Origin of the sequence: Pseudarthrobacter sp. L1SW (assembly GCF_020809045.1) — a bacterium.
Classification (GTDB): domain Bacteria; phylum Actinomycetota; class Actinomycetes; order Actinomycetales; family Micrococcaceae; genus Arthrobacter.
Map to the genome: position 1 here is coordinate 3,193,182 of NZ_CP078079.1, position 18,231 is coordinate 3,211,412.

The 18,231-nt window shown below is 66.5% G+C and carries 19 protein-coding genes; 10 read left to right on the forward strand and 9 right to left on the reverse strand.

Annotated elements, in window-relative coordinates:
* Window positions 1-24 precede the first annotated feature (24 nt).
* Window positions 25-681 carry a hypothetical protein gene (locus KTR40_RS14810; RefSeq protein ID WP_228404218.1) on the forward strand — a complete coding sequence of 219 codons (657 nt, stop codon included), beginning with the start codon at window positions 25-27 and terminating at the stop codon, window positions 679-681.
* 56 nt (window positions 682-737) lie between these two features.
* On the opposite strand, the gene KTR40_RS14815 is transcribed toward KTR40_RS14810, so the two are convergent.
* Entirely contained in the window at window positions 738-1,406 is a 669-nt protein-coding gene (locus tag KTR40_RS14815; RefSeq protein WP_228404219.1) for a PAS and ANTAR domain-containing protein, read from the reverse strand.
* A 284-nt stretch (window positions 1,407-1,690) separates the two neighbouring features.
* Between KTR40_RS14815 and KTR40_RS14820 the strand changes: the two genes are divergently transcribed.
* The 4 genes from KTR40_RS14820 (at window position 1,691) to KTR40_RS14835 (ending at window position 5,520) form a co-directional block, all read left to right on the forward strand.
* Complete coding sequence (locus KTR40_RS14820; protein WP_228404220.1) at window positions 1,691-2,026, forward strand: heavy-metal-associated domain-containing protein; 336 nt, start codon at window positions 1,691-1,693, stop codon at window positions 2,024-2,026.
* Window positions 2,027-2,082: 56 nt separating this feature from the next.
* Entirely contained in the window at window positions 2,083-4,215 is a 2,133-nt protein-coding gene (locus KTR40_RS14825; protein WP_228404221.1) for a heavy metal translocating P-type ATPase, read from the forward strand.
* 79 nt (window positions 4,216-4,294) lie between these two features.
* Window positions 4,295-4,825: a hypothetical protein gene (locus KTR40_RS14830; protein ID WP_228404222.1), complete on the forward strand. Its 531-nt coding sequence runs from the start codon at window positions 4,295-4,297 to the stop codon at window positions 4,823-4,825.
* A 74-nt stretch (window positions 4,826-4,899) separates the two neighbouring features.
* On the forward strand, window positions 4,900-5,520 hold the full coding sequence (locus KTR40_RS14835) for a DUF305 domain-containing protein (RefSeq protein WP_139030234.1): 621 nt from the start codon (window positions 4,900-4,902) through the stop codon (window positions 5,518-5,520).
* 170 nt (window positions 5,521-5,690) lie between these two features.
* On the opposite strand, the gene KTR40_RS14840 is transcribed toward KTR40_RS14835, so the two are convergent.
* On the reverse strand, window positions 5,691-6,911 hold the full coding sequence (locus KTR40_RS14840; protein WP_228404223.1) for an FAD-dependent oxidoreductase: 1,221 nt from the start codon (window positions 6,909-6,911) through the stop codon (window positions 5,691-5,693).
* Window positions 6,912-7,084: 173 nt separating this feature from the next.
* On the opposite strand from KTR40_RS14840, the gene KTR40_RS14845 reads away from it, so the two are divergent.
* The 3 genes from KTR40_RS14845 (at window position 7,085) to KTR40_RS14855 (ending at window position 10,864) form a co-directional block, all read left to right on the forward strand.
* Window positions 7,085-7,735 (forward strand): low molecular weight phosphatase family protein, encoded by a 651-nt coding sequence (locus KTR40_RS14845; RefSeq protein WP_228404224.1) that lies wholly within the window; start codon window positions 7,085-7,087, stop codon window positions 7,733-7,735.
* A gap of 141 nt (window positions 7,736-7,876) precedes the next feature.
* Window positions 7,877-9,004 carry an LCP family protein gene (locus tag KTR40_RS14850; protein ID WP_228404225.1) on the forward strand — a complete coding sequence of 376 codons (1,128 nt, stop codon included), beginning with the start codon at window positions 7,877-7,879 and terminating at the stop codon, window positions 9,002-9,004.
* A 183-nt stretch (window positions 9,005-9,187) separates the two neighbouring features.
* Window positions 9,188-10,864 (forward strand): alkaline phosphatase, encoded by a 1,677-nt coding sequence (locus KTR40_RS14855; protein WP_228404226.1) that lies wholly within the window; start codon window positions 9,188-9,190, stop codon window positions 10,862-10,864.
* Window positions 10,865-10,942: 78 nt separating this feature from the next.
* Here KTR40_RS14855 and KTR40_RS14860 read toward each other — a convergent pair whose 3' ends face one another.
* From KTR40_RS14860 to KTR40_RS14890, 7 genes are all read right to left on the reverse strand, one after another.
* Entirely contained in the window at window positions 10,943-12,151 is a 1,209-nt protein-coding gene (locus tag KTR40_RS14860; protein ID WP_370633145.1) for an IS30 family transposase, read from the reverse strand.
* Between the two features lie 80 nt (window positions 12,152-12,231).
* Window positions 12,232-12,618, reverse strand: coding sequence for a hypothetical protein (locus tag KTR40_RS14865; protein WP_228404228.1), 387 nt, complete (start codon window positions 12,616-12,618; stop codon window positions 12,232-12,234).
* Entirely contained in the window at window positions 12,619-12,966 is a 348-nt protein-coding gene (locus KTR40_RS14870) for a PadR family transcriptional regulator (RefSeq protein ID WP_228404229.1), read from the reverse strand.
* Between the two features lie 49 nt (window positions 12,967-13,015).
* Window positions 13,016-13,759 (reverse strand): hypothetical protein, encoded by a 744-nt coding sequence (locus tag KTR40_RS14875; RefSeq protein ID WP_228404230.1) that lies wholly within the window; start codon window positions 13,757-13,759, stop codon window positions 13,016-13,018.
* A gap of 1 nt (window position 13,760) precedes the next feature.
* On the reverse strand, window positions 13,761-14,678 hold the full coding sequence (locus KTR40_RS14880; protein ID WP_228404231.1) for an ABC transporter ATP-binding protein: 918 nt from the start codon (window positions 14,676-14,678) through the stop codon (window positions 13,761-13,763).
* The gene (locus KTR40_RS14885; RefSeq protein ID WP_228404232.1) at window positions 14,675-15,412 is read right to left on the reverse strand and encodes a CPBP family intramembrane glutamic endopeptidase; all 738 of its coding nucleotides are present in this window, start codon (window positions 15,410-15,412) and stop codon (window positions 14,675-14,677) included. The genes KTR40_RS14880 and KTR40_RS14885 overlap by 4 nt, the downstream gene beginning before the upstream one ends.
* Window positions 15,413-15,495: 83 nt before the next feature.
* On the reverse strand, window positions 15,496-15,924 hold the full coding sequence (locus tag KTR40_RS14890) for a hypothetical protein (RefSeq protein ID WP_228404233.1): 429 nt from the start codon (window positions 15,922-15,924) through the stop codon (window positions 15,496-15,498).
* 461 nt (window positions 15,925-16,385) lie between these two features.
* On the opposite strand from KTR40_RS14890, the gene KTR40_RS14895 reads away from it, so the two are divergent.
* Together KTR40_RS14895 and KTR40_RS14900 are read left to right on the forward strand one after the other, a co-directional pair.
* Window positions 16,386-17,162, forward strand: a complete 777-nt coding sequence (locus KTR40_RS14895) for a histidine phosphatase family protein (protein WP_228404234.1) — start codon at window positions 16,386-16,388, stop codon at window positions 17,160-17,162.
* Window positions 17,146-18,093, forward strand: coding sequence for an NAD(P)H-hydrate dehydratase (locus tag KTR40_RS14900; RefSeq protein ID WP_228404235.1), 948 nt, complete (start codon window positions 17,146-17,148; stop codon window positions 18,091-18,093). The genes KTR40_RS14895 and KTR40_RS14900 overlap by 17 nt, the downstream gene beginning before the upstream one ends.
* The last annotated feature ends 138 nt before the right edge of the window (window positions 18,094-18,231 follow it).

Genomic DNA, 18,231 nt, shown 5'->3' on the forward strand with positions numbered 1-18,231 from the left:
GGATGCGGCCAGGACGGAAGAGTCATGACCACCCGTTTTCCACTATTCGCCGCCCTGGCACTCTCTTCCCTGCTGCTCTCCGGCTGCGCCGCGGCGGCGGGATCACCGGGCCCTGCGGGGGCGGCAGCGCCGTCGTCGGACGCCCCTTCCCCTGCTGCCGCGCCGTCGAAGGCATCCCCGCCCCGGCACGGCGGCCACGCCGGCCACCACGGCAGCGGTGCCATGTCCCCACGCACCGCGGTCAAAGGCCCCAGCGAGGCGGCAAAGATGGTGTGCGGGGACCAGCCGATGGACCGGCTCACCATGATCCTGGACCTTGGGCAGGACCCGCATACCGTCGAAACATGGGCCGACAGCACGTTCACCTGCACCTACCACCTGGACGAGGGCGCCCTGGAGATCTCCGTCAGGGAAGCGCCGGACCGGGCGGCTGCGCTGACGTACTTCGACGCCATGCAGGCCCTTGCGGTGGGTGCCACGCCCATTCAGGGACTGGCCAACCTTGGTTTTCCTGCCTATGAAACCGCAGACGGCTCGGCGGTGTTCCAGAAGGACAGCTTCGTGCTGCAGGTGGACGCGTCACGCCTGCCGGGAACGCTGGGTCCGGACGCCATCAGCCGCAACGCCCTGGCCTACCAGCTGTCCACCACCATCCTGGCGTGCTGGGTGGAACACCACTAACGGCGCGGTGTATCCGCCCGGGAAGAGCTGGGACAGCGTGGCGTGTGCGGGCAGCGCTATCCCGCCCGCTGCCGGACCGGCCTGCCCTGCCCGTCGGCGGCAATGGCCCTCACGGCCGCCTCCAGGTAGTTGCGGGATTCCGCGGAATTTGCCAGCTGAACGAGCTCCGCGGCCACTACCACCAGCTTCACGTTCCGGTGGCTGCTGGTGCTGACCAGCATTTGGAAGGCTTCGTCCGAGCCCATCTTCAGCTGGCCCATGAGGATGCCGCGCGCCTGGTCGATCACGGTGCGGGTGGAGGTTGCGCCGATCACCGCATCCCGGGCGGTCTGTTCGGTTTCGCGCTGGAGCGTCGAGGTGAGGTCGATCATCACCCCCTCCAAGGCTGTGACCTGGCCGCGGTCCATCATCGCGTCACCGGATGTCAAAACCCGCCGGGTCCGGCCCTGGGCGTCGATGATGCGGTGGTACATGCAGAAGTAGCCGCCGTTTTGGACAACCTGAGCAACAATGTTTTCGCACCGGGGCCTGTCCTCCGGATGCTTGTGGGAAAAGAGCAGCTCAATGGTGGGCACAACCTCGCCCCTGGTGTATCCGTGCAGCTGGAACATGCCGTCGGACCAGTGGATCTTCCCGGATCCAAGGTCCACGTGGAACGTTCCGGCACCGCAGACACTGTCCCCCAGCGCGCTCGAGTAGGTGTAAGGGCCGGTCAGCTCCGTCACAGGCCACCTCCTTGTAGCATCCGACACATCCGCGGGCCTGTGGCACACACGCACTGCCTTAAGTATGGCCGCCCGACGACTGCCGGGATAGGGCCGATGGCCCCCTTCCGCACCGCGGGAGGTTCGGGGAAGGCCTTGACCACTATACCCCCTAGGGGTATATTCAAAGTGTTGTCAGTGAAGTGGTATGTCCAGGCCGGTGCAAGCACCGCCATCACAGCCGTTCAACCCCAGCACCCTGCTTCTCCAGCAAGGAATCATCCTTTACAAGGAACGGAACTGACATGTTTGACATTGAAAACCGGACCGCGCTCCCCCTCGCCTCCAGCGCCGGCTGCAGCTGCTGCTCCCCTGCCGGACACGCACCCAAGGCGCAGTCCGCCGTCGTAAATTACGACGCCGGCACAGGCTCCCGGCGGACGTTCACCCTGGAGGGCCTCACCTGCGGGCACTGCGTCCGGACCGTCGAGAAGGCCGTCTCCACCCTCGACGGCGTTGAGTCGGCGTCGGTTGACCTGGTACCGGGCGGCCGTTCCGGCCTCACCGTGGCCGGTTCCGCTCCGGACGCGGCTGTCCGGCAGGCCGTCACCTCGGCCGGGTATTCCCTGGCTTCCAACTGACTTTCCCGCCCGGGGCTGCTGGTCCCGGGATTGCGGAGCCCTCCAAGGAGGAACACATGCAGGACCACCAGCACATGCGCCATCACGACGACGACCATCCCGCACAAGGGACCCTCACCAGACCAGCGGCCGCTCCGGCGGGCGCCGGCGGCCCAGGCGGGCACACCCACCCCGACGACGACCACACCGTCCACACGCACGGACAGCATGCCGGGCACAGCACAGCCATGTTCAAGAACAGGTTCTGGCTGACGCTGGCGCTGTCCGTTCCCGTGGTCTACTTCAGCCCCATGGTGGGCCACATCCTGGGCTACATGGCGCCCATGTTCCCCGGTTCTACCTGGATCCCGCCGGTCCTCGGCACTGTCATCTTCCTCTACGGCGGCCAGCCCTTCATCAAGGGGGGCCTGCAGGAACTCAAGGACCGCCGGCCCGGCATGATGCTCCTGATCGCCATGGCCATCACGGTGGCGTTTGCGGCCTCGTGGGTCACCAGCCTGGGTATCGGCGGGTTCGACCTGGACTTCTGGTGGGAGCTCGCGCTGCTGGTGGCCATCATGCTGCTGGGGCACTGGATTGAAATGCGGGCGCTGGGGTCGGCCCAGGGCGCCCTGGATGCCCTCGCCGCCCTGCTGCCCGATGAAGCCGAACGCATCACGGACACCGGCACCGAAACCGTCCCCGTCTCCGAGCTCCGGCCTGACGACCTGGTCCTGGTCCGGTCCGGAGCCCGCATGCCGGCCGACGGAACCGTGGTGGACGGCCAGGCGGAGTTCGACGAATCGATGATCACCGGCGAATCCAAGACCGTGCCGCGCGGCCCGGGCGACCCCGTGGTGGCCGGAACGGTGGCCACGGACACGAGCGTCCGCGTCCGGGTGACGGCGGTTGGCGACGACACAGCCCTGGCCGGCATCCAGCGCCTGGTGGCCGAGGCACAGTCATCGTCCTCGCGGGCCCAGGCGCTGGCCGACCGCGCCGCGGCCTTCCTGTTCTACTTCGCCGCCGGAGCAGGCGTGATCACCTTTATCGCGTGGACCCTGCTGGGCAGCATCCCCGAAGCCGTTACCCGCACCGTCACCGTCCTGGTCATCGCCTGCCCGCATGCCCTTGGCCTGGCCATCCCGCTGGTGATCGCCATCTCCACCGAGCAGGCCGCCCGCGCCGGAGTACTGATCAAGAACCGGATGGCGCTCGAACGCATGCGCACCATCGACGTGGTCCTCTTCGACAAGACCGGCACGCTCACCACCGGCGAGCCCAAGCTGGTGGACGTTGCGGCCGCCGGAGGAGTCGATGCCGACGAGCTGTTGGCCCTTGCCGCCGCCGTCGAGTCTGACAGCGAGCACCCCGTGGCCCGGGCCATTGTCCGCGCAGCCCGGGAACGCAACCTCACCCTTCCCGCCGTCACGGAGTTCGGCTCCCTGACCGGCCGGGGCGTCCGGGCCAGCGTGGAGGGACGGACCGTGCACGTGGGCGGGCCCGCGCTCCTGCGTGAGCTTGGCGCCGTCGAACCTTCCGCCCTGGCGCAGTCCACCCGCGGGTGGATGGACCGCGGCGCTGCCGTCCTGCATGTCATTGACGACGACGGCCGCGTGCTGGGGGCAGTCAGCCTGGAGGACGCGGTGCGGACGGAGTCGCGGCAGGCCGTGGCTGCCCTGCAGAACCGCGGCGTCAAGGTTGGCATGATCACCGGCGACGCCCGCCAGGTGGCCCAGGCCGTGGCCGCGGACCTGAAGATCGACGAGGTGTTCGCGGAAGTCCTGCCGGCGGACAAGGACAAGAAGGTGGCCGAACTCCAGGCCCGCGGGCTGAAGGTGGCCATGGTGGGCGACGGCGTCAACGATTCTCCCGCGCTGGCACGCGCCGAGGTGGGCATCGCGATCGGCGCCGGCACGGACGTGGCCATGGAGTCCGCCGGAGTGGTGCTGGCCGGAAACGATCCGCGCGCAGTGCTGTCCATGGTGGACCTGTCCAGGGCCAGCTACCGCAAGATGTGGCAGAACCTGGTGTGGGCCACCGGCTACAACATCCTGTCCGTGCCGCTGGCCGCGGGCGTCCTGGCGTTCGCCGGGGTGGCGCTCTCCCCCGCAGCCGCGGCGGTCCTGATGTCCGCGTCCACTATTGTGGTGGCGTTGAACGCCCAGCTGCTGCGGCGGGTGAAACTCAACCCGTCCGAAGTACGTTGATAGGGCAGGGCAGGACCCCGTTCCCGGGGAAGACCCGGCCCGGCGTCATCCAGACGACCTGCACGAAGGAGGAAACAGCATGACCGCACGCGCCCGCGTCCTGTCGGCAGCCCTCCTCCGCGCGGGGCTGTTGGCGGCGGTCCTGGCAGTCATGGCCGGGATCCTCGGGATGCACGTCATGACGGCCAACCACTCGTCGCACGCGGGGCATGCCGGCACCGTCAAGGCCCAGGCGGCACACCCGTCCGGCGGGCAGTGGGCCGGGGACGGCGCCGTCGGACATTCCCTCGCCGGGCATTCCCACGCCGGGCACACGGCCGGGGACGCCGCCGTCGCGCGCCCTGCCGCACTGAATCCGGCCTACGCCGCCGGACATCAGGCCACAAGCGCAGCTTTTTCCGCCGCGGAGTCCTGCGGCTCCGCCTGCCCTGGCGCGCAGGAAGCCGGCGCACCGTGCATCCCGCTGGCCAAGACCGCTTCGCTCGCCGTTGTCCCGCCCCCGGTCGGCGCCGCCCGGCCCGCCCCCGCAGCCCGCACCCGGGACGCCGTCGGATATTCCTACATCCCGTCAGGCCCCACACCCTGCGACCTGTCCATCAGCCGGACGTAAACGGACTGCGCCGCGTGGCTGCCCACGCACGGATCAGCCCAGTTCAATTACTTCCCTGAAGGACACCCAGAAAAATGAAGACGAACCTCAAAACCCTGTCCATCGCCGCTGCCCTGGCAGCCTCGCTCGGCCTTGCCGGGTGTGCCGCCGGTTCCGGAAGCTCCGGCGGAAACACCATGCCCATGAACCACGGCAGCTCCGGCCCCATGTCCAGCATGATGCCGGACGCCAGTGCCGACCATAACCAGGCGGACATCATGTTTTCCCAGATGATGATCCCGCACCACGCGCAGGCCGTGGAGATGAGCGACATGATGCTCGCCAAGCCGGACCTGCCCGCGGAGGTCACCGCCCTGGCAACCAAGATCAAGAACGCCCAGGCGCCCGAAATCGAAACCATGACCGGCTGGCTTAAAGAATGGAACGTTCCCGCCATGATGTCCGACCACTCCGGGCATGGCATGGGCGGCATGGTGGATCCGCAGGGCCTGGAAAAGCTCAAGGCCGCGCAGGGAACGGAAGCCGTCCGGCTGTTCCTGGAGCAGATGATCGGGCACCATGAGGGCGCGATCGACATGGCCCAGCAGGAGATCGGCGCCGGGAAGCACCCCGGGTCCATCCAGCTCTCCAGGGACATCGTCACGTCCCAGGAAGCGGAGATCGCCCAGATGAAGGAGATGCTGGCAGGGCTCTAACCCTCCCCGCGGCGACCCTCTCTCACTTAACGCGCCCTTTCGGCCCACGCTCTCTCACTTGATGCGCCCTTTCGGCCCACGCTCTCTCACTTTCCTTACGAAAGTGAGAGAGCGTCGGTGGGGAGACCGCGTTAAGTGAGAGAGCGTCCGATTGGGAGGCGGTCAGGGGGTCACGCGGGGTGGCTGACGTGCTCGGGGCGGATTCCGACGCCGATGAACCGGGCCGTCAGCCGGCGCAGCACAGGCGAGGCGAACCGGAGGAGCCCAATGAACCAGCGCGGCGCGATGCTGTTGCCGGCTGCGGCCCGGGCGATGGCCTTGTGCCCGTTGCGCTGAAGCAGCTGCATGACCTTCACCGGCGTCTCGCGGCGCCGCTGCACCGCCGCCAGCTTTCCAACCGGCGCCGTCCCTGCGGCAAGGTCCCCGGAGATGGCGTTGAACAGCGCAACGGCGTCCTGGATGGCGAAGTTCACTCCGACGCCGAACATCGGGGACATCGCATGGGCGGCGTCCCCGATCGCGATGAATCCGGGACGGTACCACCGCCGGAGCCGGTTGATCTGGACCGACAGGAGCTTGATCTGGTCCCAGTCCGCGAGGGTGGTGACGACGTCGCGAAGGACGGGCGCGGCCTGGCTGATCCGCGCATGCAGGGCTTCCAGTCCGGCCGCCCGGAGCTCGTTGTACCCGCCCTTCCGGATGACCATGCCCGACTGGTACGTGTCGCCGCGGTCGATCGTGAGGACCATTCCCTGGCGGGATATGTACCCGAGGGTTGCCGGCGGGGGATCCGACGGTTTGGGCAGGCTGAACCAGAGAACGTCGATCGGCACCCCAAACTCGTCGGGGATCATTCCGGCAGCGGAACGAAGTGCCGACGCGCGTCCGTCCGCAGCGACGGTGAGCGTCGCGCGGATCTCAAGGCCGCCGTCGTCCTCCGTAACGGCCCGTACGCCGCGAACCTCGTCCTGCTCAATGATGAGGCCGGTGGCTTCGGTGAGCATGCGCAGCTCGAAGTTGGGAAACGCCGACGCCTCACCGGCCAGGAAGTTCAGGAAGTCCCACTGTGGGGCAAGGACCAGGAAGTTGTCGGGCTCCGGGAGGGTCCGGAAGTCCACGATGGTGAAACGCTGGCCATCCATGACAGCGTCCATGACGGGCAGCCGGGTGAGCGGCAGCTGCAGGAATTTCCCGCGCAGCCCGAGCTCGCCGAGCAGTGTCACCGTGGACGGGTGCACGGTATCGCCGCGGAAGTCCCGAAAGAAGTCCGCATGCTTCTCGAGCACCGTTACACGCAACCCAGCGCGCGCCAGCAGGTAGCCGAGCACCATCCCCGCCGGGCCGCCGCCGGCAATAACGCAGTCACGCTCGATAACTTTCTCCACGGTCATATCATCGTGCCTCCTCCACGAAACAGTGAGAGATCGTTGCCGAAAAACCCACCGAAAGTGAGAGAGCGTGCGCCAAAAACCCACCGAAAGTGAGAGAGCGTGCGGGGGTTGCGTGTTAAGTTGAAATCCGCGGGCTGGACGGTCCGCTCACCGGCTGGAAAGAGAACATCCCCTTGGACACGTCCCAACCAGTAAGAATCCTGACCGTCTGCACCGGCAACATCTGCCGCTCGCCGGTGGCTGAGAGACTGCTGCAGGCGGGGCTGGACCAGGTGGTGCCGGGCGGTTTCGAGGTGGCCAGCGCGGGCACCCGGGCTATGGTGGGAGACCCCATGCAGCCGCTCTCTGCGGACATCGTGCGCACCTTCGGCGGGGACCCGGACAACTTCGCCGCCCGACAGCTGAACCAGAAGATCCTCCGCGGCGTGGACCTGGTGCTCACCATGACCTCCGCCCACCGCGGCGAGGTGCTGCAGCTGGACGCCTCGCTCCTCAAGCGGACATTCACCATCCGCGAGTTCGCCCGCATGCTCGACGTCCTGGACCAGCGCGCGGCGGCTTCCAGCGGCATGGTGCCCGCCGCTGCGCCCGCCCCGGATAATCACGACGACGGCGGCCGGCTGGGCGCCAACGCCGCCTTCTGGAAGGGCCTCCCGGCACGGGTCGCGGGGGTGCGCCACTTGTCCCTGCCCGCCGACGCCGCCGAGAACGACATCATCGACCCCTACCGGCGCGCGCCCGAGGTGTACCGGCAGATGGAGGACGAGTTGGCACCGGCGATTGTGTCCATCCTCCGCCACGCGCGCCTTAACGCGCCGGCCTGACCCGGCGTGCCGCCGTCGTAATCAAGCGGGATTCGCGCAAGCCGGCACACGCTGGAAGATGACAGTTTGGATACGCATGTAGCCAGCAGGGGCCCGACGGGCGGACACTGATCCCACCCATTCACAAAGAGGTGAGGCACAATGAGCACGCCTGACGGTTCCGGCCCCTCCGGCCCCAATCCATCCGAGCCGGCATCCGGGCCCGCTCCCGGTCACCACAACGGCAGCTGGGTGGCACACGGCCGCCGGCGCTGGATAGCCGCACTGCTGGCACTGGTCCTGGTGGCCGCCGCCGTCGTCGCAGTCATCAGCCTCAACCGCTCCGGCACCGAGGCCCAGCCCGCCGCAACGCAGAGCGAAACACCGTCACCGACCCCATCGGAGACTCCCTCCGAAACGCCGCCGCCCGCCCCTGCTCCCCCGCCGCCGCCCGAGCCCATCCCGGACCTGCCCGCGGTTCCCATGAACGTCCTGGTCATCGGCAGCGACAGCCGCGCCAACGCCCGGGACGCAGCGGCCCATACGGCGGCAACCGGCGAGGCCATGGACCACCGCTCGGACACGCTCATGGTGGTGCACGTCCCCGCCGACCGCCGGACCCTGTACGTGGTGTCCATCAACCGTGACATGTGGGTGGACATCCCCGGTTTCGGCGGCGCCAAGATCAATGCCGGGCTGCAGTACGGCGGCATCGACATGACCACCCAGACGGTGCAGTCGCTGTTCGGGATCACCATTGACCACACCCTGATGCTGGACTTCAACGGCTTCCGGGGCCTGGTGGACGGGCTGGGCGGGATCGACGTCAACGTGCCCATTCCCTTCCAGTCCACGCACGACACGGGGCACGTCTTCGGTCCGGGCGTCAACCACTTGGACGGGCAGTCCGCGCTGGAGTTCGCCCGCGAGCGCTACGCCTTTTCCGACGGCGACTTCCAGCGCGTGCGCAACCAACAGGTCCTGCTCAAGGCCATCCTGGCCCGCCTCACCGGCGGTGGCGGCCTGAACGATGTCAACACGGTCCGCGGCCTGGTGAATTTCGCGTCCTGCTGCCTCACTGTGGACCGGGGCTTCGACCCCGTGCAGGCCGCCATCCTTGCCTACAGCCTGCGGAACCTGGACGCGAACGCGATCGGCACCATGACGCTGCCCACCGCGGGCTCCGGGTTCATCGCGGGCCAGTCCGTGCTGTTCCCGGATTACGGGGCGATCAACGCCGTTGGTGCAGCGCTGAGGGAGGGGCGGATCGGGGAGCTCGCGGTTCCGTAGCCGGGGTCCGCCTGACACTCGACGCGCAAATTCCCTGGCGCACCTCGAATTACGGGTGCGCCAGCGAATGGGCGCTTCGCAGGTCATTTCGCGCGTCGAAACCCGAAGCTGTTCAATCGGGGCTCACCCGGGGTTCACCGGCGGGAAAGCGTCCGTGCGCCCGGCAGGTAGAGGCTGGACGGCATGACTGACATTTCGCGCCGCACCATCGTCAAGGGATCCGTCCTCGCTGCCGCACTGGCAGCCACACCCGCCGCCGCCCAGGCCGCCGCAGCCCAGTCGCCCGCCGGCGTCGCGCTGGTCCGGAACCGGCTCACCCTGCCCAGCGGCATCGCCACCGGAGACGTCACCTCCGATTCCGCCGTCCTGTGGTCCCGCGCTTCCGGTGCCGGGCGGATGACGGCAGTCCTGCGGGCCGTAGACGACGGCGGCGAGATCCTGCGCGGCCGCGGCGCCTTTGAGCGCGTCCTCCGCGGGCCCCGCGCAACCCAGGCCTCCGACTTCACCGCCAAGATCCACGCCGGGAACCTGCCGTCCAACACGCGCTTTGCGCTGGAGATCAGCTTCGAGGACGACGGCGGCACGGCCGGCGAGACCATCAGCGGCAGCTTCCGCACGGCTCCCGACGCCGGGACGTACAACGGCAACGGCCGCACCGGTGGGACGAGCGAGGGAGGCGAGGTGCCGGCGTCGTCCGCCCAAAGCTTTGTATGGACGGGTGACACTGCCGGCCAGGGCTGGGGCATCAACGAGGAAATCGGCGGGATGCGCGGCTACCGCGCCATGCACGAGACCCGGCCGGACTTCTTCATCCACTCCGGCGACACCGTCTACGCCGACGGCCCCATTACGGAGACCGTGGTGGAGAAGGACGGGCAGGTATGGCGGAACCTGGTCACGGAGGAGGTGTCCAAGGTGGCCGAGACGCTCACGGAATTCCGCGGCCGGCACCGCTACAACCAGATGGACGCCAACATGCGGGCGATGTTCGCGAACGTCCCCGTCATCGCCAACTGGGATGACCACGAGACCACCAACAACTGGTACCCCGGCGAAATCCTGGACGATCCCCGCTACACCGTCCGCGACGTCAACACCCTGGCGGCCCGGGGACGGCAGGCCTGGCAGGAGAACATGCCCATCGCCGATTCGGCAGCGCTGTGGCGGCCGGGAACGTTCGACGACGCCGGCCAGTACCAGCCTGCCCGCATCTACCGGAAGATCAGCCGCGGCCCGCAGCTGGACATCTTCTGCCTGGACATGCGCACCTTCAAGTCGCCCAACACGGACGGCAAGGAACCGTACGCCACGGCCATCCTGGGCCAGGAGCAGGTGGACTGGCTGATTCGCGAGGTGACCAGGTCCAAGGCCACGTGGAAGGTGATCGCCGCGGACCTGCCGCTGGGCATCATCGTGCCGGATGGTCCGGTGAACCAGGAGAGCCTGGCAAACCGCGACGCCGGTGCTCCCCTGGGCCGTGAGCTGGAGATCGCCGGGGTGCTGAGCGCGTTCAAACACAACGCGGTTAAGAACGTGGTGTGGCTGACCGCCGACGTCCACTACTGCGCCGCGCACCACTACTCCCCCGAGCGTGCGGCGTTCACCGACTTCGACCCGTTCTGGGAATTCGTGGCCGGGCCGATTGCCGCTGGATCCTTTGGTCCGAACAAGATGGACGGCACGTTCGGGCCCGAGGTGGTGTTCTCCAAGGCCGGCAAGTTCGCCGGAGAGTCACCACGCAACGGTGAGAACCAGTTCTTCGGGCATGTGGAGCTGGGCGGGGACAACAGCTTCACGGCCAGCCTCCGCAACGCCAACGGCGGCATCGTGTTCACCAAGGTGCTAACCCCGGAGCGGTAGCTCGTTTGGTAAATGCAGCGCGGGGTCACATAACGCCCGGTTTTCGGTGGCGGATTCAAGTGGTCGTTGCAACACGTCCTATGCTGCTGATTCTTCCAGTATTTGCTGGAGGGCTTGTGCGGGTGTTTTCCAGCCGAGGGTTTTGCGTAGGCGTCCGTTGAGTCCTGCGGCAGCGTAGTCGAGGTCTGCGCGGGTGACGGTGGTGAGGTCCATGCCTTTGGGGAAGTACTGTCGCAGGAGTCCGTTGGTGTTCTCGTTCGTGCCGCGTTGCCAGGGTGAGTGAGGATCGCAGAAGTAGACCTCGGCGCCGGTGGCAATCCTGACGCGTTCGTGAATGCCGACCATCTCAGCGCCTTGGTCCCAGGTCAGGGACCGGCGCAGCTGGGCCGGCAGGGTCGGAAGGGTTGCCTCGATGGCGGCCAGCACCTGCTCGCCGGTATGTCCGTTAGGCAGGTGCAGGAGCATCACGAAACGGCTGCTGCGTTCCACGAGGGTTCCGATCGCCCCGGCGCCAGGGGTACCGATGATCAGATCGCCCTCCCAGTGCCCGGGCACTGCCCGGTCATCGGCTTCCGCGGGGCGTTCACTGATCAGCAACTCTTTCGGGACCCGGGGCCTTCGCATGCCCGCGCGCCGGTTTGGCTGCCGCACGGCCCGGCCGGTGCGCAGAGCAGCGGCGAGCTCGGCTCTCAGCCCGCCGCGGCCCTGGATGTAGATGCACTGATAGATAGTCTCCGGGCTGATGCGCATGCTTTCATCATCGGGGAAATCAATCCGTAACCGGGCACTGATCTGCTCCGGGGACAACCGTTCCCGCGCCGTCAGCATTCCGGCGACGTAAAGCGCCAGGGCCTCGTTGAAAGCCAGCTTCCGTGCCTTAGGCCTGCGCGCCAGCTTCTGCGCACGGTTCTGCGCCGAGGACGCCAGGTACGGACGGTTGCCCCCGTTCCGGATGTTCCTGCCCAGCTCCCTGCTGACAGTGGACGGGTTCCGGCCCAAACGCCGGCCGATCTCCCGCACGCCGCACCCGGCCGCCCGCCACACAGCGATCAACTCGCGCTCATCGAAGGACAGGAACCGCCCGCACGGGGGCTTCTTCGCAGGATCCACCCCACCATGCTGACGGACGATCAACCTGGCCGCAGACAGGGACATACCGGCCACCGCCGCCGCCACCTCATCAGATGCCCCAGAAGACCGCGCCTCCCAGAAAACCCGCACCACCGACTGCAACAGCTCAGGCCGACCAAAACCCACAACAACACCCCAATCACTCAGGTGTTGCAACGACCCCTTGAACCTGCCGGTGCTTATTAGGCGCTAAGTGACCCCGCGTTGGTAGCGAGGGGCCGTGTGCGGTGCTGTCGCTAGCCGAGGTCCGGGAGCCGGCGGTCCAGATACTTGCCGGTCAAGACCAGAACAGCGGTCAGCACCAGAACCGCCGCGAAATACGTGAGGGTCCCGGCCAGGCCGAAGCTGACACCCACCACGCCGCGCAGGATCAGGTACATGCCCAGCATCAGGATCACAAGCCCTGCCGCAATATGACCCACCCGCGTGCCTTTGGAAACCGACGTTCCGGGCGGGAACGAGGCCGCGTACTCGCGTGGCTGCCCGAATGCCGCCTCGCCGCTTTCCCCGCTCTCGGCCAAGTGGCTGCCGACTTCCTGCAGCGTGCTGCTGACCATATCTTCGCTGTGTTTCCGCTGGCGCAGCTCGTAGGCCAGGGACTTCAGGTATTCCTGTGACGACATTTAGTGAGCCTTCTTTTCCTCTAGCAGGTCCATGATGAGAACAGAGAACCGATTCCAGTCCCGGGCGGACTCGTGCAGCCGCTGCCGCCCTTCAGGGGTCAGGGAGTAGAACTTCTTTCCCGGCCCCGCGTCCCCTTCCCGCCATTCGGAGCTGACGAATCCGTCCGTCTCCAGGCGGTTCAGGGCCGGGTACAGCGTGCCGCCACTAAGCCCGTCAAACCCGGCGCCCCGCAGGACCTGTATCACCCGGTATCCGTACGCGTCATCGCTGCCGGCTATGGCCTGCAGGATGCAGGTGGGAAGCACGGCCCTCACCCAGTCGCTGGGCCACCGCTTGTCTGAACTCATAACTAGATAGTGTCACAAGCTAGATTGCCAGGCAACTCAGTGCCGCACGTCAGATCACATTCCGGCCCTGGTTCCGCCACGCGCCGATGGCCCCAGGAACAGCAATCCAGATCAGCGCGGATGACAGTGCCGCCCACCCGTTTCCGCCTTCCACCAGGACGTTGGAGAGCGTGGCGGACTGCAGGAACGGTGTGGCCCGGCCCGCGAAAAGGCCGATAAGGGAATCAAAAATGAACGACTGGAAAAGAACGAACACTATGGCCAGTGGCGTGGACAGAAGCGCCGAGGCCACCGCGGCGCCGGATACGGAGCCGATGACGCTAACACAGGCCAGCAGCCGGGCGCTCTGGGCAAGATCTCCCAGCACAAGGCCGTTACCTTGCAGAGCCGACACCACAGCGGCGACAGCCACTGCCACCAGGCTGATGCACAGCACAATTCCCAGCGCAAAGGACGCGACGGCAAGGTACTTGGCCAGCAGCAGCGTTCCCCGGGCGGGTTGCAGCGTAAAAAACTTGATGACGTCCCGGTGCTGCCAGTCGGAGGTGATTCCCATAATCGCAATGATGGGTGCGCCTAGACCTGCCGGCAGCGCGAGTGCCGCCAGCATCAGGGATACATCGATTTGCTCGCCGCGGCCCGAGGACACGGCAACAAATACACCCACAATCACGACGCCGACAGCGGCCATGGACAGCAGCAGCCACCGTGCGCTGCGGGTATCCACCAGCTTCCGCATCTCGACATAGACGGACACTGTCAATAGCTGCGGTAAGGAATTGGCGATGGACATCTTATCTGCTCTCCCTCTCGCGGGCCGCCGCAAACTCCGGCGACGTGAGTCCGCTGTAATAGTCTTCCAGACTGGCTCCCGGCTTCCTGCGCAGGAGGCTGATGTGGACATGGTGGCGCCACATGCTTTCCCCCACCCGCTCAGGCGCCGCATCAACCAGGACTACAGCCCCGGAGTCGCCGCTGGCCCGCAGCCCCTTTATGCCGTCGGCCTCCAGGGCGAGCTCAACGCTCCGCAGATCCGGGCCCTGGACCTCCGTGACGTCGGTCCGGGTGAGATCGTGGATGGTGGAGGTGCTGACAATGCGGCCCCTGTCGATGATGACCACGTTGTGGGCGTAGGTCTCGAGTTCGTTCAGCAAGTGGCTGGACACGAGCACCGAGCCGCCGTTCGCTGCGTAACCAGTGAGGAACGTTTTCAGCCACGACATGCCCTCGATGTCCAGTCCGTTGGCCGGCTCGTCCAGGACGAGGAATTTCGGCTCGCCCAGGAGTGCAATTGCCAGGCTGAGCCGCTGCCGCATGCCAAGCGAGAGGGACCTGACCTTCCTCCGGGAAACCTGTGAGAGTCCCACAGCAACCAGGACGGCGTCCACCCGGCTCTTCGGAAGCCGCATCATGATTGCTGGCAGCGCCACCGTCTCGCGGACCGACCTTCCCGGGTGGTGAGCGGACGGGTCGAGCAGGAACCCGGCCTCGATCCCCGGATTCTCCAGGTCCTTATACGCCATCCCGTCGAAGGTGATCGACCCTTCATCGGGGCGAACGAGGCCCGCAATCATCTTGAGGGTCGTGGACTTGCCGGAACCGTTCGGACCGATGAACCCGGTGACCGAGCCGGGCCGGCAACTGAAGCTGACGCCTTGCACGGCATGCACATCACCGTAGGATTTGGACACATTGCTAATAAGGAGAGTCATGGAACTTTCACCGGACCGATTTGTGACGTTTGTCTGATTGTTGACCTGGAGCAGAACAAAAACACCATCGCAAAGATGGTGATGTCCAGCGGAATATAGACCCAAGCGTACCCCGGGTGGTACATCAGGTCCGCCGTAACAAGCGCCGTGATATTCGCCAATGCATGATACAGGACTGCGGGCCAGAGCGATTCGAATTTAAACGCGAGAGCCAGCGCCAGGCAAGCGAAAACAAAACGGTCCACATACATGATGGAAAGCGTCGAGAAATGAAGGGCGGCAAAAGTAAGTGAACTGACTAAAACAACGGCCATCCGCCCTTTTAGTGAACTTTTCACGCCCAGAAGTAACGCCAGCGGCAGTCCGCGGAAAATGAGTTCCTCCAGCACCACGCTAATGGGGGCAGTGGCTGCCGCCAACGGATCGCCTTCGGCAAGCAAGATGAGCAGGGCAAGTGCCAGCAGCATCACCACCGCAGCGGACAGCCACGCCCAGAGGCCTGTCAAGTCCGGACCCGCCACGGGAATCCGGAATGCCCGCAGGAGACTGAACCGTCGACTGGCGAGTGCAGGCAGCACCAGCAAACACGCTACGACGGTGAGGGAAACGGCCATGGACAGATCCTCACCAAGGACGTGTACCGGCATCAGCTCATAGCTGAGGGCTATAACGAGTGTGACGCCGGCGTAGGCAAGGACGGCCCTGGTGACAGCATGCGTAATAAGTCTTTTCATGTCATATTCCGGTTGATTGTCGGGGGCCGCAGCAGCTGGATGACGGTTGGCCTGACTGCCATCCAGCCGCTGGTCAAGCAGACCTACCAGCCGAAGAAGTAGCGGCGCAGTTCAAGGTAGAAGTCCCACAGGGAGCCGCCGATGAACCAGCTGATCGTGTTACGGATCCAGCTTGCCAACCCGTTCCACCAGTTGATGAACGCATTCCAACCCCACCGGACGGCGTTTACCATTGCGTTCCAGATCCAAGGCGCCGCGGCCCGGATCCAGTTCAGCACGGGCCCGATATTAAGGCGCTTCTGTGCGTCAGCCGCGCCCTTGACCGCATCCGGCGTGGCTGACGAAGCCAGCGCAGGCGCGGACGGCAGCGTTACTACCGATGCACCCTGCGCCGATGCCGGCGCCACAACGGACACGGACGCCGGCGAGGCTGAGACCGCCGCGGGTCCGGAAGCAACGCGGACAGCCGCAGGTGCGGACGCAAGAATCGCGCCCGCAAGCGCTACCGCCACACCCCTCTTTTTCCAATTCATACCTGAGCGGCTCTTAACCTGGCTCATGCAGTTCCCCCTTTTGATTGTGTTCACCTTGAACACGGCGCCAAATATAAATCGGTGGAACAGTATAAGTCAAATAAGTTTAGTAACTCTACTTTCCGGCAATCCGGTCGCATCGGTTTTTTGGTGATATTCGGCATACTGGCGTCAAACTCCCGGTGTACTATCAGATTCTTTACATGAACAACAGTCATAGGGATTTGAGAGTGCGGGATCATTTCCCCATCGTCTTTGGCTTTCAGCTGGAATCCGCACCGTGCATTGCATGGGCGGGGACGCCGTCGCTTGAAGGACTGCCGTGGCGGGAAGGCGGAATTGGTGCGCCACCGCCGTCGTCCGTTATTTTCCCGGCCCCGTGGGTACGCCGCTGGTAGTGTTCCTGCATTCGGAACGGCACGCGAACGGGGTGATTTCTCTTGAACGACGACGGGCTGACAGAGGCTGTGCAGGAGGCGGGGGCGGTGGAGCTGCTGCTGATCCGCCACGGCGAGAGCGAGGGCAACGTTGCCGCCACCGAGGCCCGGGAGGCGGGGGCGGAGGTCATCGCCGTGCCGGCGCGTGACGCGGACGTGAACCTGTCCGATATTGGGCAGGAGCAGGCGAAAGCGCTGGGCGTGGCGCTGGCCCGGATCGCCGAGGAGTTCCGGCCGGACGCCGTGGTGTCCTCGCCCTACGCGCGTGCCCGGCAGACGGCGGAAATCGCCGTGGAGGTGGCTGGCTGGCCCGTGCGGGTGCGCACTGATGAGCGGCTGCGGGACCGCGAGCTGGGCATCCTGGACCGGCTCACCCGGCTGGGCGTGGAGCAGCGTTACCCGGAGGAGGTGGAACGCCGCGAGTGGCTGGGCAAGCTGTACTACCGGCCGCCAGGCGGTGAATCCTGGGCGGACGTAGCCCTCCGGCTGCGCTCCGTCCTGGCGGAGCTGAACAACCTGGGCACCGGGCACCGGGTGATGCTCGTGTGCCACGACGCCGTGATCATGCTCTTCCGGTACGTGCTCGAAGGGCTGAGCGAAACAGAACTCCTGGACCTCGCAGCCACAACCTCGGTGCTGAATGCCTCCCTGACCCGGTATGTGCGGCCCTCCGGCGCCGGACCGTGGACGCTCGAGAGCTTCAATGTGGCGGACCACCTGACCGAGCAGGGCGTCACCGTGACCGAACACGGCGGGGATACCAGTGTCCACCCGCGGTGAGGCGGCCGGGGCCGAGCGGGCCGGGGCCGAGCAGCCGACGTTGGTGACGCCGTCGCTCCTGCGCGATTGGCCGCTGCCCTCTCCGGGCGAGGACAAGTACTCCCGCGGATCGGTCTTGGTGGTGGGCGGAGCCCGGGCGACTCCCGGCGCCGCCCTGCTGGCCGGGGCAGCCGCTCTCCGGGCCGGCGCAGGGAAGCTCACCCTGGCGGTCTCGGAGTCCGTGGCCGTCCACGTGGGCGTCGCGCTGCCGGAGTGCGGGGCGGTGGGGCTGCCGGAAACCCCTGGCGGGTCCGTGACGGCCGAGGGCCTTGACCGTATTTCCACGTACCTGGACCGGGCAGATGCCGTGCTGGTGGGCCCGGGCCTCGATGACCTGGACCTGGCCGAGGAGCTGCTCCGGGCGCTGCTCGAGCGGGAGACAGGAGAAGGCGGGCCGAACGGCCCGGGAGGTCCCGCCGTCGTGCTGGATGCCTACGCCCTGGGCGCCCTGGTGAAGGTGGAGGACCTGATTGAGCCGTGGAAAGGCCGCCTGATCCTCACCCCCAACCCCAAGGAGGCCGAGGTCCTGCTTGGCCGCGACGTGAAGGACCTGGAGGCGAACGTGGCCGCGATTGCCGAACGCTACCGTGCCGTGGTCAGCTGCCAGGGCCTGATCGCGCGGCCGCCCGGAGATGCCCCGGAACAGCCGGAGCTCTGGAAAATCACCACAGGATACGGCGGGCTGGGGACCTCGGGCAGCGGGGATGTCCTGGCCGGTGCCATCGCCGGCCTCCGCGCCCGGGGCACCAGTGAAGCGCAGGCCGCATGCTGGGGGACCCACCTTCATGCGGCTGCAGCGGACAGGCTTGCCAGCCGGCTGGGACCGTTGGGCTTCCTGGCGCGCGAACTCGCGGATGAACTGCCCGCGCTGATGCTGGAGCTCAACACCTGACACCGCCTTAAAGGCCCGGACATAGGACGACCCCCGGCCGAAGCCGGGGGCCACCTTATCGGGAAGTTACGGGAGTAGGCTGCCGGTGCGCTTTAAGCGCTGTGGCGTGCGTACTTCGCGATCCGCCCAAAAGGCAGT

Coding starts and splice junctions, on each gene's coding strand:
- KTR40_RS14810 (WP_228404218.1), top strand. CDS start 25: ATGACCACCCGTTTTCCACTATTCGCCGCCCTGGCACTCTCTTCCCTG.
- KTR40_RS14820 (WP_228404220.1), top strand. CDS start 1,691: ATGTTTGACATTGAAAACCGGACCGCGCTCCCCCTCGCCTCCAGCGCC.
- KTR40_RS14825 (WP_228404221.1), top strand. CDS start 2,083: ATGCAGGACCACCAGCACATGCGCCATCACGACGACGACCATCCCGCA.
- KTR40_RS14830 (WP_228404222.1), top strand. CDS start 4,295: ATGACCGCACGCGCCCGCGTCCTGTCGGCAGCCCTCCTCCGCGCGGGG.
- KTR40_RS14835 (WP_139030234.1), top strand. CDS start 4,900: ATGAAGACGAACCTCAAAACCCTGTCCATCGCCGCTGCCCTGGCAGCC.
- KTR40_RS14840 (WP_228404223.1), bottom strand. CDS start 6,911: ATGACCGTGGAGAAAGTTATCGAGCGTGACTGCGTTATTGCCGGCGGC.
- KTR40_RS14850 (WP_228404225.1), top strand. CDS start 7,877: ATGAGCACGCCTGACGGTTCCGGCCCCTCCGGCCCCAATCCATCCGAG.
- KTR40_RS14855 (WP_228404226.1), top strand. CDS start 9,188: ATGACTGACATTTCGCGCCGCACCATCGTCAAGGGATCCGTCCTCGCT.
- KTR40_RS14865 (WP_228404228.1), bottom strand. CDS start 12,618: ATGTCGTCACAGGAATACCTGAAGTCCCTGGCCTACGAGCTGCGCCAG.
- KTR40_RS14870 (WP_228404229.1), bottom strand. CDS start 12,966: ATGAGTTCAGACAAGCGGTGGCCCAGCGACTGGGTGAGGGCCGTGCTT.
- KTR40_RS14875 (WP_228404230.1), bottom strand. CDS start 13,759: ATGTCCATCGCCAATTCCTTACCGCAGCTATTGACAGTGTCCGTCTAT.
- KTR40_RS14880 (WP_228404231.1), bottom strand. CDS start 14,678: ATGACTCTCCTTATTAGCAATGTGTCCAAATCCTACGGTGATGTGCAT.
- KTR40_RS14885 (WP_228404232.1), bottom strand. CDS start 15,412: ATGAAAAGACTTATTACGCATGCTGTCACCAGGGCCGTCCTTGCCTAC.